This is a genomic window from Thermomonas sp., from assembly GCF_029945965.1.
Taxonomy (GTDB): Bacteria; Pseudomonadota; Gammaproteobacteria; order Xanthomonadales; family Xanthomonadaceae; genus Thermomonas.
This window is the reverse complement of record NZ_JAQSDO010000015.1, coordinates 889,811-905,044: the sequence shown is the minus strand read 5'-3', so window position 1 is coordinate 905,044 and position 15,234 is coordinate 889,811. Positions and strand designations below refer to the sequence as shown.

The window sequence follows — 15,234 nt, the reverse complement described above, 5'->3', positions numbered from 1 at the left end:
GTCGCCCTTTGAATTCGTGCGAACTCCCGAACGATTCAGTTTTATCGTGTTGTGATCGGCCCAGCAGGGGAAACGCCCGATGCAGGAGCACGACATGAAAAACAATACATTGGCCATCGCACTCGGAGCATTGCTGGTGGGTGGCGTAGCCACTGCGGGCTACATCAATAGTCGTGATCACGCGCAATCCAACGACACTGCGTTGTCTTCAACTTCCGTTGAACGGATGCCAATGGATGGTGCGGTGCCAGCATCTGGTCGGGTCGAGTACGCCCAGGTCGTCGATGTGAAGCCGGTCACTGAGCGTGAACCGCTGTATGCCACTGTGATCGGCACCGAACCCGTGCGCGTGTCCAACACCACCTCCACCCCGCAGCAGGTCTGTGAGGACGTGGTGGTCAGCGAGCGCTTGCCCGAACGCGACGGCAACGTCGGCGGTACGGTGGCTGGCGCCATCATCGGCGGCTTGGTCGGTAACCAGGTCGGTGGCGGCAACGGCAAGAAGGCCGCGACCGTCGGCGGTGCTGTTGCAGGCGGCTTCATCGGCAATCGTGTCGATCGCAATCATGTGGGCGGCCAGGTGGTGAACCGCACCGACCGCCGCTGCCGCACGGTGAATTCATCGTCGACGTCCTCGCAGACCGTGGCCTGGAACGTGACCTATCGTAATCCCGATGGCACTACCGGCAGCATGCGTACCGAGTCCAAGCCGGGCAAGCGGATTGCGCTTGGCGATGGCGAGCGCACGATCGGTTATGACGTGAGCTACCGCCTGGATGGGCGCACGCATACCGTGCGCATGGACGAAAGGCCCGGCTCGCAATTACCGGTGATCGACGGGCAGGTGGTGACCCAGGTCGCAGCGGTCGAGGGCAAACCGAACGGTTGATTGCGGTCGTACCAGCCGTGGTCTGCCCAGACGGGGCCGGAGCGATCCGGCCCCGTTGCTCTATGGGGTCGTGGAATTGACCTGTGGTTTGACAGTTGGTCGTTTCGTCGGAAAGGTTCGTCAGATCGAACCATCCGACAGCGCCCGTTCGCAATTTCACGGTCTGCCCCGTGCCCGGCCAGCCCGATACAATGGGCGTCTCCCTTGGCACCTCGAGTCCGCGATGGCCCTGCATCCCTACGATCTGTACGACGTCCGCTCACTGCTGTCCGAAGAGGAGCGCGCCGTGCAGGACACCGTGGCGCGCTTCACCGACGAACGCGTGCTGCCGATCATCGGCGATGCCTTCGACCAAGGCCGCTTCCCGAAGGAACTGGTTCCCGAAATCGCCGAGCTGGGCCTGTTGGGCTCCTCGCTGCCGGAACAGTACGGCGGCGGTGGACTCAACGGCGTCTGCTACGGCCTGATCTGCCAGGAACTTGAACGCGGTGATTCCGGCATTCGCAGTTTTGTCAGCGTGCAGAGTTCGTTGTGCATGTACCCGATCTACGCCTACGGTTCCGAGGAACAGCGTCAGCGCTGGTTGCCGGACATGGCTGCGGCCAAGGTGATCGGCTGCTTCGGCCTGACCGAAGCAAGCGGTGGTTCCGACCCGGCCAGCATGAAGACCCATGCCAAGCGCGATGGTGCCGACTGGATCCTCAACGGTTCCAAGATGTGGATCACCAGCGGCAATTTGGCTGACATCGCGATTGTGTGGGCGCATACCGACGATGGCATCCAGGGCTTCGTGGTCGAAAAGGATTTCGCCGGTTTCAGCGCGCAGGAAATCCACAAGAAGATGAGCCTGCGCGCATCGGTCACCAGCGCGCTGTTCTTCGACAATGTGCGCGTGCCGGAAGCCAACCGCCTGCCGAACGTGAAAGGCCTCAAGGGGCCGCTGGGCTGCCTGACCCAGGCCCGCTACGGCATTACCTGGGGCCCGATCGGTGCTGCCATCGCCTGCCTGGACGAGGCGTTGAACTACACCAAGGAACGCATCCTGTTCGACCGTCCGGTTGCGGCCACGCAATCAGCGCAGATCAAGATGGCCGACATGGCCCGCCGGATTACCATGGCGCAGTTGCTGGCGTTGCAACTGGGTCGGCTCAAGGACGCAGGCACGATGCAGCCGGCGCAGGTATCGCTGGCCAAGTGGAACAACTGCCGGATGGCGATCGACATCGCGCGCGAATGCCGCGACCTTCTCGGCGGCGCCGGCATCACCACCGAACACGCCGCGATCCGCCACGCGCTGAACCTGGAATCGGTGATTACCTACGAAGGCACGGAAACCGTGCACCAGTTGGTGATCGGCCGCGAATTGACTGGTATCAACGCATTCTGAGTTCAAGCGCCAGTAGCCGGTTAGGGTAGGGGTCCCGACCCGCGTTGCCGATGCTATCTGGCGGCGCTTGAATCGTATTCTGAATCGACATTTGGCGGGTTGATATCCGCCTCACCAAAGGCCGCCATGTTCGCCACCGTTCCCGATCCGATCCCCGCACGCATGAAGGGGCTCAACCGCGCCGAGATCTGCGACGTCAATTTCAGCGAGTTCGTGAAGGCCTGGAACGGTGCGTCGGACTGCAAGCCTGCACCTGGCGAAGCGATCCTGGAGGGCAGTGCGCTGGATGCGCGGGGCTTTCGCGAGCTGTTCGAATCGCAACTGGTCAGCCGTCACCTGGACCTGATGGCGCGCGTGCTGCGCGTGCAAAACAAGGTCTTCTACACGATTGGTTCCAGCGGCCACGAAGGCAACGCGATGGTAGCGCGCGCGACGCGGCATACCGACCCGGCGTTCCTGCATTACCGCAGCGGCGGTTTCATGGCGGAGCGCTTCCGCAAGTTACCCGGCGCTGATGGAAAGCCACGCGATCCGGTGATGGATTCCGCGTTGAGCTTCGCTGCGTGCAAGGACGACCCGGCCTCGGGTGGCCGGCACAAGGTCTGGGGCAGCAAACCGTTGTGGGTGTTGCCGCAGACTTCGACCATTGCTTCGCACCTACCCAAGGCACTAGGCACCGCACTGGCGATCGAGCAGGCGCGCCGGATCGGGCATGCCTCGCCGATTCCCGAGGACAGCATCTCGATCTGTTCTTTCGGCGATGCCTCGTCCAACCATGCCAGCGCGCAGACCGCTTTCAATGCCGCTGCATATATCGCCTATCAGAAGCTGCCGGCGCCGGTCCTGTTCGTGTGCGAAGACAATGGCATCGGCATCTCGGTGAAGACGCCGGACGACTGGATTGCACAGAACTTCTCGATGCGCCGCGGGCTGGATTATTTCCAGGCCGATGGACTGGACTTGGCCGATGGTTACGGGCGCGTGCGCAAGGCCGTCGAACACTGCCGCATGACCCGGCGGCCGACCTTCCTGCACCTGCGCACGACCCGGATCATGGGCCACGCTGGCACCGACTTCGAGATCGAATGGCGCAACATCGACGAACTGTGCCGGGTCGAAGCGAGCGATCCGCTGCTGCGCAGCGCGATGATCGCGCTGGAATCCGGGTTGATGTCCAAAGACGAAATCCTCGCGCTGTACGAAGCCACCCGTGCGCGCTGTTTTGCCGCCGCCGAGGATGCCGACCGCCGGCCGAAACTCGAAAGGCTCGCAGATGTCATCGCGCCGCTGGCGCCGTACACGCCGGACAAGGTGCAGGCTGAAGCCACGCGCGCTGCATCGCCGGAGGCGCGGATCAAGGCATTCGGCAGCGAGGATAAACTGCCCGAGAAACTGCCGCCACGGCATCTCGCCATCCAGATCAACCAGGCCTTGCACGACCTGTTCGCCAAGTATCCGGAGACGTTGCTGTTCGGCGAAGACGTGGCCCAAAAGGGTGGCGTATATACGGTGACCAAGGGCCTGCACAAGGCGTTCGGCAACCGCCGCGTATTCAACACATTGCTGGACGAAACCATGATCCTGGGAATGGCCCAGGGTTTTGCCAATCTGGGCATGCTGCCGATCCCGGAGATCCAGTACCTGGCCTATCTGCACAACGCAATCGACCAGATCCGCGGCGAGGCGGCCAGCCTGCAGTTCTTCAGCAACGACCAGTTCCGCAACCCGATGGTCGTGCGCATCGCGGGCCTGGGTTACCAGCGCGGCTTTGGCGGGCATTTCCACAATGATAATTCGATCACCGCGCTGCGTGATATTCCCGGACTGGTGGTCGGCTGCGCTTCGCGTGGCGACGACGCGGCGATGATGCTGCGTACGCTGGCCGCTTTGGGCAAGGTCGATGGCCGGGTCAGCGTGTTCCTGGAACCGATCGCGCTGTACATGACCAAGGACCTATACGAGCCTGGCGACGGCCAGTGGCTTACCGAGTACCCGGCGCCCGACCAGGCACTGGTGCTGGGTGAGGAGCGTGTCTACAACCCGGATGCCAGTGACTGCGTGATCTTCAGCTTCGGCAACGGCATGCCGATGAGCCTGCGTGCGGCGCGCGCGATCGAGGACAAGCATGGCTGGAAAGTGCGCGTGGTCGACCTGCGCTGGCTGGTGCCGCTGAACGAGAAGGCGATCGCCAAACATGCAAGGGAATGCGCGCGCATCCTGGTGGTCGATGAAGGGCGCCACAGTGCCGGCATCGGCGAGGGCGTGATCACCGCGATTACCGAAGCCGGGCTGGGCGGCAAGCCCGGGCGACGCGTGGTCGGCGTGGATACCTACACGCCGCTGGCGGGTGCTGCGTTTCTGGTCATTCCGAAGGACGAAGACATCGTCGCCGCAGCGGATGTGTTGGCTGCTGGGAAACCTGCTGCCTACTAATATTCGTCAAGCAACGATGGCCGCCTGGATGTCGCGTGGCTGGCTGGCCGTCGTTTCGTCATGTCGATGCAATGCCACGGTTATTGCCTTGCTGGCCGGCGTGCGCGCGTGTTCGGCGAAGCTGTCCAACGGGACCAGCGCATTGGTTTCCGGGTAGTAGGCGGCCAGGCATCCGCGCGGGATGTCGTAGGCCACCAGCAGGAAGCCGCGCACCCAGCGGCGCGAGTCGTCGTTTGCAATGCTTTCGATGTCTACGCGCTGGCCGGCCTCAAGATCCAGCATGGCGATATCGTCGGCATGGATGAACAACGCGCGGCGCTCGTTGTGCACGCCGCGATAGCGGTCGTGCAGGCCGTAGATCGTGGTGTTGTACTGATCGTGCGAGCGCACCGTGGTCAGGGTGAATACGTGCCCGCGTGAATCGCCTGCTGGTATCGAATCCTGTGTCTTCAACAGGGTGTGCGCGAGGAAACGCGCCTTGCCGGTTTCAGTACGCCATTCGCGCGCGCCTGCGCTGTTGGGCAGGCGGAAGCCGCCGGGTACGTGCACGCGCTTGTTGAAGTCATGGAAATCCTCGAACACCCGCGCGATCTGGTCGCGGATACGGTCGTAATCCTCCACCAGCCAGCGCCACGGCGTGTCGCTGCGTTTGCCCAGCGTGGCCTGTGCCAGCCGCGCCACGATGTCGGGCTCGGACAGCAGTTCAGGCGAGGCCGGTTCGTTCCGGCCTGCCGATAGATGCACCATGCTCATCGAATCCTCGACCGTCACCGCTTGCGGGCCGTTGGCCTGCCGGTCGATCTCGGTGCGGCCCAGGCATGGCAGGATCAGCGCATCGCAACCATGAACGAGGTGGCTGCGGTTGAGCTTGGTCGCCACGTGCACGGTCAGCGTGCAGTTGCGAAGTGCGGCGTGGGTTGCTTCGGTATCGGGTGTGGCAGTGGCGAAGTTGCCGCCCATTGCGAAGAACACGCTGGCCTTGCCATCGCGCATCGCTTCGATCGCGCCGACGGTGTCCACGCCGTGGGCGCGCGGCGGATCGAATCCGAACACCTGCTGCAGGCGATCCAGCAAGGCAGCCGAGGGCTGCTCGTGAATGCCCATGGTGCGGTCGCCCTGCACATTGCTGTGCCCGCGCACCGGGCAGATGCCGGCACCGGGACGGCCGATGTGGCCGCGCAGCAGCATCAGGTTGACCAGCATCTGGATGGTCGCCACCGAGCGGGTGTGTTGGGTGATGCCCATGCCCCAGCACACGATGGCTCGATCAGCGCGCAGGAAGCGCTCGCCGGCATCGCGCAGGCGCGCTTCATGCATGCCGGATTCGGTTTCGATGTCGCGCCACTCTGTGGCCTCGATGCTTGTGCGCAGCGCATCGAAGCCATCGGTATGTGTGTCGATGAAACTTTCATCGAGCAGTTCCGGCTGGCCATCGGCATGCGCCTGCGCCCCGCGTTCCAGCACGTGCTTGATGATGCCGCTGATCGCAGCGAGATCGCCGCCGATGCGCAGCTGGTAATAATCCGAGGCAATCCTGGTCGATCCCCCATGCAGCATTTCCAGCGCATCCTGCGGATCGGCGAAGCACTCCAGCCCGCGTTCGCGCAACGGATTGAAGGCGAGCACGCTGGCGCCGCGCTTCACCGCCCGTCGCAGTTCACCGAGCATGCGCGGATGGTTGGTGCCGGGATTCTGCCCGAACACCAAAATCAAATCGGCCTGCTCGAAATCCGACAGCGAGACCGTACCCTTGCCGGTGCCCAGCTGCGCGCCGAGCGCGAAGCCGGACGGCTCGTGACACATGTTCGAGCAGTCCGGGAAATTGTTGGTGCCGAACTGGCGTACGAACAACTGGTACAGGAACGCGGCCTCGTTGCTGGTGCGCCCGGAGGTGTAGAAGATCGCCTCGTCCGGCGATGCCAGTGCATTGAGCTGCGCTGCTATGAAGGTGAAGGCTGTATCCCAGCTGATTACTTCGTAATGATCGGTTGCCGCGTTGTAGCGAAGCGGGTTCGTCAACCGGCCTTGATCTTCCAGCCAATGGTCGCTGTAGCGCGCCAGCTCGGTGACCGAATATTTCGCGAACATCCCGGGCCCGGCACGGCGTGCAGTGGCCTCGAACGCGACCGCCTTGGCACCGTTCTCGCAGAACTCGAAGGTCGAGGTGTGTTCGCGATCCGGCCACGCGCAGCCGGGGCAATCAAACCCGTCCGGCTGGTTGACGTTGAGCAGGGTTTTCGCGCCAATTAATGCCACGTCCTGATGCAGCAAGTGGGCGGCAACGCTGCGCAGCGCAGGCCAGCCGCCGGCGGGACCGTCGTAAGGCTTGATTTCGACTTCGTCGGTCACGGGTTTTTCGCTCATGGCGTGCTGCGCCTCAATCGCTGTGGATGCGCATAGACCACGCACTGGGCGTCGCGGGCGAAACCGACCAGTCCCAGGCCGGTGGACTGCGCCAGGGCAATCGCCAGCGTAGTCGGTGCAGAAATCGCGGCCAGCAGCGGAATGCCGACCTGTGCGGATTTCATCGCCAACTCATAGCTGGCGCGGCTGGTGGTGATCGCGAAGCCGTCGCCCGTGGGGATGTTGTTGCCGTGCAAGCCACCGATGAGCTTGTCCAGCGCGTTGTGGCGACCGACGTCCTCGCGCACCAGCAGCAACTCGCCGCGTGCATTGGCGAAGCCAGCGGCATGGGTTGCGCCGGTTTCCGCATTCAAGGGCTGTTGCCGGTGCAGGGCATCCAGCGCGCGATGCAAGGATGTCTCGTCGACACTGAGCTGGCTTGAGACCTCCACGGGCATCCGCATGACGTCCTCGATCGATGCACTGCCGCAGATCCCGCAGCCGCCATAGCCAGGCAGTGGCCGGCTGCGCTGGGCCAGCCTTGCGGCGCGCTCGGCCGGTATGCGCATGTTGACCACGAAGCCTTCGATTTCTTCCTTGATCCCGTCAAGCTGCCAGGCATCACCGGTTTCGATGATGGCCTCGCTCAGCGAGAACCCAAGCGTCAGGTCGGCGAGATCACAGGGAGTTGCCATCAACACCGCGAACGGGACGTCGTTGTAGTGCAGGGCGACCGGCACTTCGCAGGCGATGGTGTCCACAGTGGTGCGCACAGCATCGCGCGAGCGTTGTTCCACCTGGCGCCTGGCGGTACCCAGCGGTGGCTCATTGTCGCGAAGTCGTGCGTTCACGCCTGCAGGATAACGCCGTGGCGTTCAACTGGCGTCAGCAATCAGCGGGCCAATCCGCCCAGCAAGGGCCGCGCCTGCAAGGTGATGCCGGCCGCGCTCAGGCCTTCAGTTGGCGCATCCAGCGGCATCACGGCGAGCACGAGGTTTCCGCTTGCGCAGGCCACGCTGCCGATGCTGCGTGCTGCGGCGTGGACTTCACTACCGGCAGCGACCTCGAATGCTGCTTCGCTAGTCGTCTCGTACAGCGCCAGACCGCGCTTGACCTGGCCCAGGTAATGCGTGCGCGCCACGATTTCCTGGCCGGGATAACAGCCCTTCTTTACGCTGAACGCGCGCAGCCGGTCCAGCGAGAGCTGTTGTGGGGTCCATTGTTCGCGTTGTGAAGCAGGCAGACGGGGCAGGCCGTGGGCAAGATCAGCTTGCATCCAGCGCGCCGCGGCTTGCTGGTCTTCGGGCGCCGGCGTTCCACCGATCACCAAGTGGCGCGGGCCAGCTTCGATGCCCATGTCCAGTTCGATCCGGCTGTCGTCGATGACAGCGAACGCAGCGCCCACGGCATGCTGCGGCGCGCTGAATCCGGCGGACAGCGAAGTATCGACGCTTGCCAGCGCGACTTTGCTGCGAAACACATAGCGCTGCAGCAGTGGAGTGAGTTCACCTGCAGTGACATCGGGCAGTAGCAGCCACAGGGTCTGCGCTTCCAGCCGGAGCAGCGCGAACAGCGCGATCACGCGGCCCTTTGGCGTCAACCAGCCATTCCATTGCCACTGCCCATCGGCCAAGGCGCCGACATCGTTCATGAACTGGGCTTGCGCGAAGGTCACGGCATCGGGGCCTTTCAACGCAAGGATGTCATGCTCGGGCAGGGCAAAGTCAGGTGCCAGTATGTGATCGTGGTTGTGGGACATGGGCGTGGGACTTAGACTCAGGGGGTTGTGAATACGTCGATCATAGGTCAAACCGATCCCCGTCCCGAGCCTGGGCAGGCGCCGGTTCCGAACCCGGAACCCAGCGCCAGTCCAGCTGTGGACGCGATCCCAACCGCTGAAATCGGTGGCCGTGAAGGCCTCGATCCGACGCGTTACGGGGATTGGGAGAAGAATGGCCGTTGCATCGACTTCTAGAACCTGCGCGAAGCCGTGGTTTTGATGCAGGTCCTGACGCAAGTTTGAATGGAGAGAGCACCGCCCATGGCTGCCCCTGATTTTCCTGCATTGAAGCCGCGCGTTCGCGAACGTCCGTTGTCCCCGCACCTGCAGGTCTACAGCTGGCAGGTGCAAATGGTGACCTCGATCCTGCATCGCATCACTGGTGTGATCCTTGCTTTTGGTGGCCTGGCAATGGTGTATGCGCTGGTGGCGCTGGCATCCGGTCCGGAACGCTGGGAAACCTTCGCTGCCGGTGCGGGCTCGGTGTTCGGCAAAATCATCCTGTTCGGCTTCAGCTGGGCGCTGGCCTATCACCTCATCAACGGCGTGCGCCACTTGGTGCAGGATGCCGGCCACGGCTTCGAGATCCCGGACTTCATACGTAGCAGCTGGATTTCAATCATCGGCAGCGTGGTCCTTCTCGCCGTGGTTTGGGTCATCGTGCTGATGCATTGGGGGCAGCCATGAGCGATGACTGGAAGCGCCACGAAAACCTGCGCACGCCGCTGAAGCGGGCGGTGGGTCTTGGTTCCGCAAAATCCGGCACCGATCATTTCATCTGGCAGCGGATTACCGCGATCGTCCTGTTGCTGCTGGGCGCTTACCTGATCGGCCTGCTGCTGTCGCTCGGCGGCGCCAGTTACGATCTCGCCCATGCGATCGTGGGCGATACGGTGAATGCGACGATCCTGGTCGCGTTCCTGATCGCGATGTTCTGGCATGCCAAGCTTGGCCTGCAGGTGGTCATCGAGGATTACGTCCACACCCCGGCGCTGGCCGGCGTGGCACACATTGCCAACATTTTCGTCTGTGCACTCGCGGCCATCGCCAGCGTGCTTGCCGTCATCCGCATTACGCTGGGAGCCTGATTCCGTGCCCGCATACAATATCCAGGAACATACCTTCGACATGATCGTGGTAGGCGCCGGCGGCGCTGGATTACGCGCCACCTTCGGGCTGGCCCAGAAGGGCTTGCAGACTGCCTGCATCACCAAAGTCTTCCCGACCCGTTCGCATACCGTGGCCGCGCAGGGCGGCATTTCTGCCGCGCTCGGCAACATGGGCGAGGACGACTGGCGCTTCCACTACTACGACACCATCAAGGGATCGGACTGGTTGGGCGACCAGGACGCGATCGAGTACATGTGCAAGGAAGCGATCCCGGCGATCATCGAGCTTGAGCATCAGGGCGTGCCGTTCAGCCGCACCGAAGAGGGCAAGATCTACCAGCGCCCATTCGGCGGCATGACCACCCACTACGGCAAGGGCATCGCCCAGCGCACCTGCGCCGCGGCCGACCGCACCGGCCACGCGATCCTGCACACGCTGTACCAGCAGTCGCTGGCGCACGACGCGCGTTTCTTCATCGAATACTTCGCGCTCGACCTGATCATGGATGCCGATGGCGCCTGCCGTGGCGTGCTTGCGCTGGACATGGCCGAGGGCACGTTGCATCTGTTCCGCGCCCAGGGCGTGGTGCTGGCTACCGGTGGTTATGGTCGTGCGTATTTCAGCGCGACCTCGGCGCATACCTGCACCGGCGATGGTGGCGGCATGGCGCTGCGCGCCGGGCTGGGCCTGCAGGACATGGAGTTCGTGCAGTTCCACCCGACCGGCATCTACGGTGCTGGTTGCCTGATCACCGAAGGCGTGCGCGGCGAAGGCGGCATCCTGCGCAACAGCGAGGGCGAGCGCTTCATGGAGCGCTATGCGCCGAACGCAAAAGATCTCGCCTCGCGCGACGTGGTCAGCCGCGCGATGACGCTGGAAATCCGTGAAGGCCGCGGCGTCGGCGAGCACAAGGACCACCTCTTCCTGGACTTGACCCATCTCAACCCCGCCGACGTCCACGAGAAGTTGCCGGGTATTTCCGAGAGCGCGCGGATTTTCGCCGGCGTCGACGTCGAGAAGCAGCCGATCCCGGTCATTCCAACCGTCCACTACAACATGGGCGGCATCCCGACCAACTACCACGGCGAAGTGGTGCAGCTGTACAACGGCAACCCCGATGCCGTGGTGCCGGGGCTTTACGCGATCGGCGAAGCCGCCTGCGTGTCGGTGCATGGCGCGAACCGCCTCGGTTCCAATTCGCTGCTCGACCTGGTGGTGTTCGGTCGCGCCGTGGCCAACCGCTGTGCTGAAACCATCAAGCCTGGCGCGCCGCACAAGCCGCTTGCAGGCGATGCCTGCGACAAGTCGCTGGCGAACCTCGATGCGCTGCGAAACGCGCATGGCGACACCCCGACTGCGCAGATCCGCATCAACATGCAGCGCGCGATGCAGAAGGATGCGGCGGTGTTCCGCACCGGCGAAACCCTGGCCGATGGCGTCAAGGCGATCCACGAGATCAAGGCCAGCTTCGCCGACGTCAAGGTCTCCGACCGTTCGCTGGTGTGGAACTCGGACTTGATCGAGACGATGGAACTGCAGAACCTGCTGGGCCAGGCGCTGGCGACGATTGTGTCGGCCGAGAACCGCGAGGAATCACGCGGTGCACACGCGCGCGAGGACTTCCCCGATCGCGATGATGTCAACTGGCACAAGCACAGCGTGTGTTGGGTTGATGATGACGACAAGACGCGCATCGACTACCGCCCGGTGCACATGTACACGCTCACTAGCGACGTTGAAGTCGTGCCGCCGAAACAGCGCGTTTATTGATCCGGGAGCGAGAAAACATCCATGGCTGAATTCACCCTCCCGAAGAACTCGCAGATCCAGAAGGGCCAGCACTTCCCGGCCGCTGCTGGGGCCAAGCGCGTGCGCAGCTTCAAGGTCTATCGCTGGAATCCCGACGACGGCCTGAACCCGCGCGTGGATACCTACGATGTCGACCTCGCCGCGTGCGGGCCGATGGTCCTGGACGCACTGATCAAGATCAAGAACGAGATCGACCCCACGCTGACCTTCCGTCGTTCCTGCCGTGAAGGTATCTGCGGTTCGTGCGCAATGAACATCGACGGCACCAACACGCTGGCCTGCACGCGTGCGATCGAGGACTGCGGCAAGGGTAATGCCGAAGTGCCGATCTACCCATTGCCGCATATGCCGGTGGTCAAGGACCTGGTGCCCGATCTCACGCACTTTTATGCGCAGTACGCATCGATCAAGCCGTGGTTGCGCACGCAGACGCCGGCACCATCGGACCGCGAGCGCCTGCAGTCGAAGGAAGACCGCGCCAAGCTCGATGGCCTGTACGAATGCATCCTGTGCGCCTGCTGCAGCACTGCATGCCCAAGTTACTGGTGGAATGGAGAACGTTACCTGGGGCCCGCGATCCTGCTACAGGCCTATCGCTGGATCGTCGACAGTCGTGACGAAGACACCGGCGCGCGCCTGGACGACCTCGAAGACCCATTCAAGTTGTATCGCTGCCACACCATCATGAACTGCACGCGGACCTGCCCGAAGGGCCTGAATCCGGCCAAGGCGATTGCAGACATCAAGCAACTGATGCTGGCGCGCCGCGCGTAGAGGCAGATGGAAACAGAGGTGATGGACGTCGACGAAGCCGAGCTTCGCAAGCTGCGCTGGCGATGCCGACGTGGCATGCGCGAGCTTGACCAGTTGCTGGAACGTTGGCTGGAACAGCGATGGCGGCAAAGTCCTACTGCGCAGCGCGAGGTATTCCTGCGGTTGCTGGACAGCGAAGACGATAGGCTCTGGCGCTGGTTCCTAGGCCAAGAGGCTCCCGGCGATGTCAAAATCGCGGCGCTCGTCGAACAGATCCGCTCCTTGCCGCATTGAGTGGCAGCCATCGCGCTGGACCAGCGTGCTGCTGTGGTCGCTGGCATTGCTGGCACCGTTTTCGTTGCTGGTCTCTGACCTGCCACGCGGATGGGCATGGCCGCTGGCTATTGCCGCGGCGCTGCTAGGTGTTTTCGACGCAAGGCGGCATGCTCGCCTGCGGCCTTGCGTGCTGGTGATTCCCATCGGGCGTGGACAGCCAACTTGTGATGGCCAACCAATGCAGGCGTTGAAGGTCGAATGGCGCGGTTCGCTGGCATTCCTGCGCTGGCGCGAGCCAGATGGCCGCATCAGACGCCTGGTGTTCTGGCCCGACATCTTGCCGTCCACGTCGCGACGTGAACTGCGACTGGCCACGATGCGCGTGGAACCTGCACGCGAGACCGCATCGGTGGCACGATAGCGCGGCAAACCCAAGGGCTTTCGATGTTCAAACCGGTTCCCGTCGCCATCGGCCTGCGCTACGTGCGCGCCAAACGCCGCAATGGCTTCATTTCATTTATTTCCATGGCCTCGATCCTCGGTATTGCGCTCGGGGTGGTCGCACTGATCACCACATTGGCGGTGATGGGTGGCTTCCAGCGCGAGATCCGCGACCGGATGTTGCAGATGGCTGCACACGCCACCGTCAGCGGCTATGGCGAGCCGCTTGCGGATTGGCAGCACGCAGTGAAAGTCGCGATGGCTGACCCACGCGTTGCCGGCGCGGCACCCTACATCGAAAAGGAAGCGCTGATTTCCGGCGCCAACAACCAGCCGGCGATGATCCGCGGGGTGGTGCCGGCCGAAGAAGACAAGGTCTCGGTGCTGGGCAAGAAAATGGTGCAGGGCAAGCTGTCGGAGTTGCAGCCGGGCAGCTTCAACATCGTGCTCGGGCGCGAACTGGCGGTATGGCTGGGCGTGAGTACCGGCGACGATGTGATCGTCACCCTGGCCGATTTCCGCAGTACGCCGCTGGGTGGCGTGCAGACCATGAAGCGCTTCAAGGTCAGCGGCGTTTTCGAAGCCGGCTACAACGAATACGACAAAGGCCTGGCTGTCGTGAATATGCACGACCTGCAACGGGTGCTGCGGATGGGCGATGGCGTGACCGGCGTGCGCCTGAAAATGCACGACATGGACCTGGCGTTCGAGGTTGCCCGTAATCTCGCGACCAAGCTGCAGGGTCCATATCGCGTCAGCGACTGGAGCCAGGACAACGCAAACCTGTTCCGCGCATTGAAGATGGAAAAAACGGTGATGGCGATCCTGCTGTCGCTGATCATTGCGATGGGCGCATTCAACCTGGTGTCCTCGCAGGTGATGCTGGTCACCGACAAGCAGGCCGACATCGCCATCCTGCGCACGCTTGGCCTGACCCCACGCCAGGTAATGCAGGTGTTCATGGTGCAGGGCAGCCTGATCGGCATTATTGGTACTGTACTCGGCGTGATTGGCGGCATCGTGCTGACCTTGAACCTGGGCAGCATCCTGAAAGGCATCGAGAACGTGTTTGGCGTGCAATTGTTGCCGGAGGACGTCTACTACATCACTGGCCTGCCGACCGATCTGCAGGTCAGCGACGTGACCACCATTGCCTGCGTGGCGCTGGCGATGGCCTTTATCGCGACCTTGTACCCAGCCTGGCGCGCGGCGCGCACCGCACCGGCGGAGGCGCTGCGTTATGAGTGAGCAACTGCAACATCCCGCTCGCGATGGTGAAGTCGTTCGCGCCGAAGGCCTCGGCAAGACCTATGCCGAAGGCAGCCTGCACACGCAGGTATTCGACGGCCTCGACATCGCGGTGCAAGCCGGCGAAACCGTCGCAATACTTGGTGCGTCCGGTGCTGGCAAGAGCACGCTGCTACACCTGCTGGGCGGGCTGGATGTGCCAAGCGCCGGCGAGGTGTACGTCTCTGGCCTCAAGATGAGTGCGCTGTCCGACGCCGAACGCGGCCGACTTCGTAATCGTGCGCTTGGCTTCGTCTATCAGTTCCACCACCTGCTGCCGGAATTCACCGCGCTGGAAAACGTGATGATGCCGGTGCTGCTGGCCGGGAGGCCTACCGCCGAAGCCGACAAGCGCGCGCAGGACCTGCTGGAATCGGTCGGCCTGGGCCATCGCCTGCAGCACAAACCCGGTGAGCTTTCCGGTGGTGAACGCCAGCGCGCTGCGGTGGCACGAGCCTTGGTCAATAATCCGGCCTGCGTACTCGGTGACGAACCGACCGGCAATCTTGACGAAAAAACCGCAGCCATCGTGTTCGCGCAGATGCTCGAACTCAACCGCGCGCAACGCACCAGCCTGGTCCTGGTCACCCATGACCGACGGCTGGCGCGCCGTCTGGATCGGGTGCTGGAACTGCACGAAGGCAAGCTGCGCGAACTGGCCTCGCACGAAGTCTAGCAAGACATTCGGAGCGAGCCGCTTAGTAGCGAGGCGCGGAATCAGGGTTT

15 protein-coding genes are annotated in these 15,234 nt (G+C 63.2%); 12 read left to right on the top strand and 3 right to left on the bottom strand.

Features of this window, described 5'->3' with window-relative positions; genetic code table 11:
* Window positions 1-94 precede the first annotated feature (94 nt).
* The 3 genes from PSV05_RS10410 to PSV05_RS10400 all read left to right on the top strand — a co-directional run bounded on the left by PSV05_RS10410 (window position 95) and on the right by PSV05_RS10400 (window position 4,709).
* The gene (locus PSV05_RS10410; RefSeq protein ID WP_300064834.1) at window positions 95-889 is read left to right on the top strand and encodes a glycine zipper 2TM domain-containing protein; all 795 of its coding nucleotides are present in this window, start codon (window positions 95-97) and stop codon (window positions 887-889) included.
* Window positions 890-1,112: 223 nt separating this feature from the next.
* Window positions 1,113-2,276, top strand: coding sequence for an acyl-CoA dehydrogenase family protein (locus tag PSV05_RS10405; protein WP_300064832.1), 1,164 nt, complete (start codon window positions 1,113-1,115; stop codon window positions 2,274-2,276).
* Between the two features lie 126 nt (window positions 2,277-2,402).
* Window positions 2,403-4,709 carry a thiamine pyrophosphate-dependent enzyme gene (locus PSV05_RS10400; RefSeq protein WP_300064830.1) on the top strand — a complete coding sequence of 769 codons (2,307 nt, stop codon included), beginning with the start codon at window positions 2,403-2,405 and terminating at the stop codon, window positions 4,707-4,709.
* A gap of 6 nt (window positions 4,710-4,715) precedes the next feature.
* Here the strand turns inward: PSV05_RS10400 and PSV05_RS10395 are convergent, their stop codons facing one another.
* Genes PSV05_RS10395 through PSV05_RS10385 form a run of 3 tightly spaced genes read right to left on the bottom strand, consistent with a single transcriptional unit; the run spans window position 4,716 to window position 8,811 of the window.
* A complete protein-coding gene (locus tag PSV05_RS10395) occupies window positions 4,716-7,073 on the bottom strand; it encodes an FdhF/YdeP family oxidoreductase (RefSeq protein WP_300064828.1) in 2,358 nt (785 codons plus the stop codon).
* Window positions 7,070-7,903: a formate dehydrogenase accessory sulfurtransferase FdhD gene (fdhD, locus tag PSV05_RS10390; RefSeq protein ID WP_300064826.1), complete on the bottom strand. Its 834-nt coding sequence runs from the start codon at window positions 7,901-7,903 to the stop codon at window positions 7,070-7,072. Before fdhD ends, PSV05_RS10395 begins: the two co-directional genes overlap by 4 nt.
* 41 nt (window positions 7,904-7,944) lie before the next feature.
* Window positions 7,945-8,811 (bottom strand): folate-binding protein, encoded by an 867-nt coding sequence (locus tag PSV05_RS10385; RefSeq protein WP_300064824.1) that lies wholly within the window; start codon window positions 8,809-8,811, stop codon window positions 7,945-7,947.
* Window positions 8,812-8,838: 27 nt separating this feature from the next.
* Here PSV05_RS10385 and PSV05_RS15090 point away from each other — a divergent pair, with 27 nt between their 5' ends.
* From PSV05_RS15090 to lolD, 9 genes are all read left to right on the top strand, one after another.
* Window positions 8,839-9,027 (top strand): DUF1674 domain-containing protein, encoded by a 189-nt coding sequence (locus PSV05_RS15090; RefSeq protein WP_345782254.1) that lies wholly within the window; start codon window positions 8,839-8,841, stop codon window positions 9,025-9,027.
* A gap of 66 nt (window positions 9,028-9,093) precedes the next feature.
* Window positions 9,094-9,519, top strand: coding sequence for a succinate dehydrogenase, cytochrome b556 subunit (gene sdhC, locus PSV05_RS10375; protein WP_300064823.1), 426 nt, complete (start codon window positions 9,094-9,096; stop codon window positions 9,517-9,519).
* Window positions 9,516-9,920, top strand: a complete 405-nt coding sequence (sdhD, locus tag PSV05_RS10370) for a succinate dehydrogenase, hydrophobic membrane anchor protein (protein WP_300064822.1) — start codon at window positions 9,516-9,518, stop codon at window positions 9,918-9,920. Before sdhC ends, sdhD begins: the two co-directional genes overlap by 4 nt.
* A gap of 4 nt (window positions 9,921-9,924) precedes the next feature.
* Window positions 9,925-11,712: a succinate dehydrogenase flavoprotein subunit gene (gene sdhA, locus PSV05_RS10365; protein WP_300064819.1), complete on the top strand. Its 1,788-nt coding sequence runs from the start codon at window positions 9,925-9,927 to the stop codon at window positions 11,710-11,712.
* A 21-nt stretch (window positions 11,713-11,733) separates the two neighbouring features.
* Window positions 11,734-12,525: a succinate dehydrogenase iron-sulfur subunit gene (locus PSV05_RS10360; protein ID WP_300064816.1), complete on the top strand. Its 792-nt coding sequence runs from the start codon at window positions 11,734-11,736 to the stop codon at window positions 12,523-12,525.
* Between the two features lie 6 nt (window positions 12,526-12,531).
* Complete coding sequence (locus PSV05_RS10355) at window positions 12,532-12,798, top strand: succinate dehydrogenase assembly factor 2 (protein ID WP_300064813.1); 267 nt, start codon at window positions 12,532-12,534, stop codon at window positions 12,796-12,798.
* 25 nt (window positions 12,799-12,823) lie between these two features.
* Window positions 12,824-13,201, top strand: coding sequence for a hypothetical protein (locus PSV05_RS10350; RefSeq protein ID WP_300064809.1), 378 nt, complete (start codon window positions 12,824-12,826; stop codon window positions 13,199-13,201).
* Between the two features lie 23 nt (window positions 13,202-13,224).
* Window positions 13,225-14,469, top strand: coding sequence for a lipoprotein-releasing ABC transporter permease subunit (locus PSV05_RS10345; RefSeq protein ID WP_300064806.1), 1,245 nt, complete (start codon window positions 13,225-13,227; stop codon window positions 14,467-14,469).
* The gene (lolD, locus tag PSV05_RS10340) at window positions 14,462-15,184 is read left to right on the top strand and encodes a lipoprotein-releasing ABC transporter ATP-binding protein LolD (protein WP_300064804.1); all 723 of its coding nucleotides are present in this window, start codon (window positions 14,462-14,464) and stop codon (window positions 15,182-15,184) included. The genes PSV05_RS10345 and lolD overlap by 8 nt, the downstream gene beginning before the upstream one ends.
* Window positions 15,185-15,234: the final 50 nt, after the last annotated feature.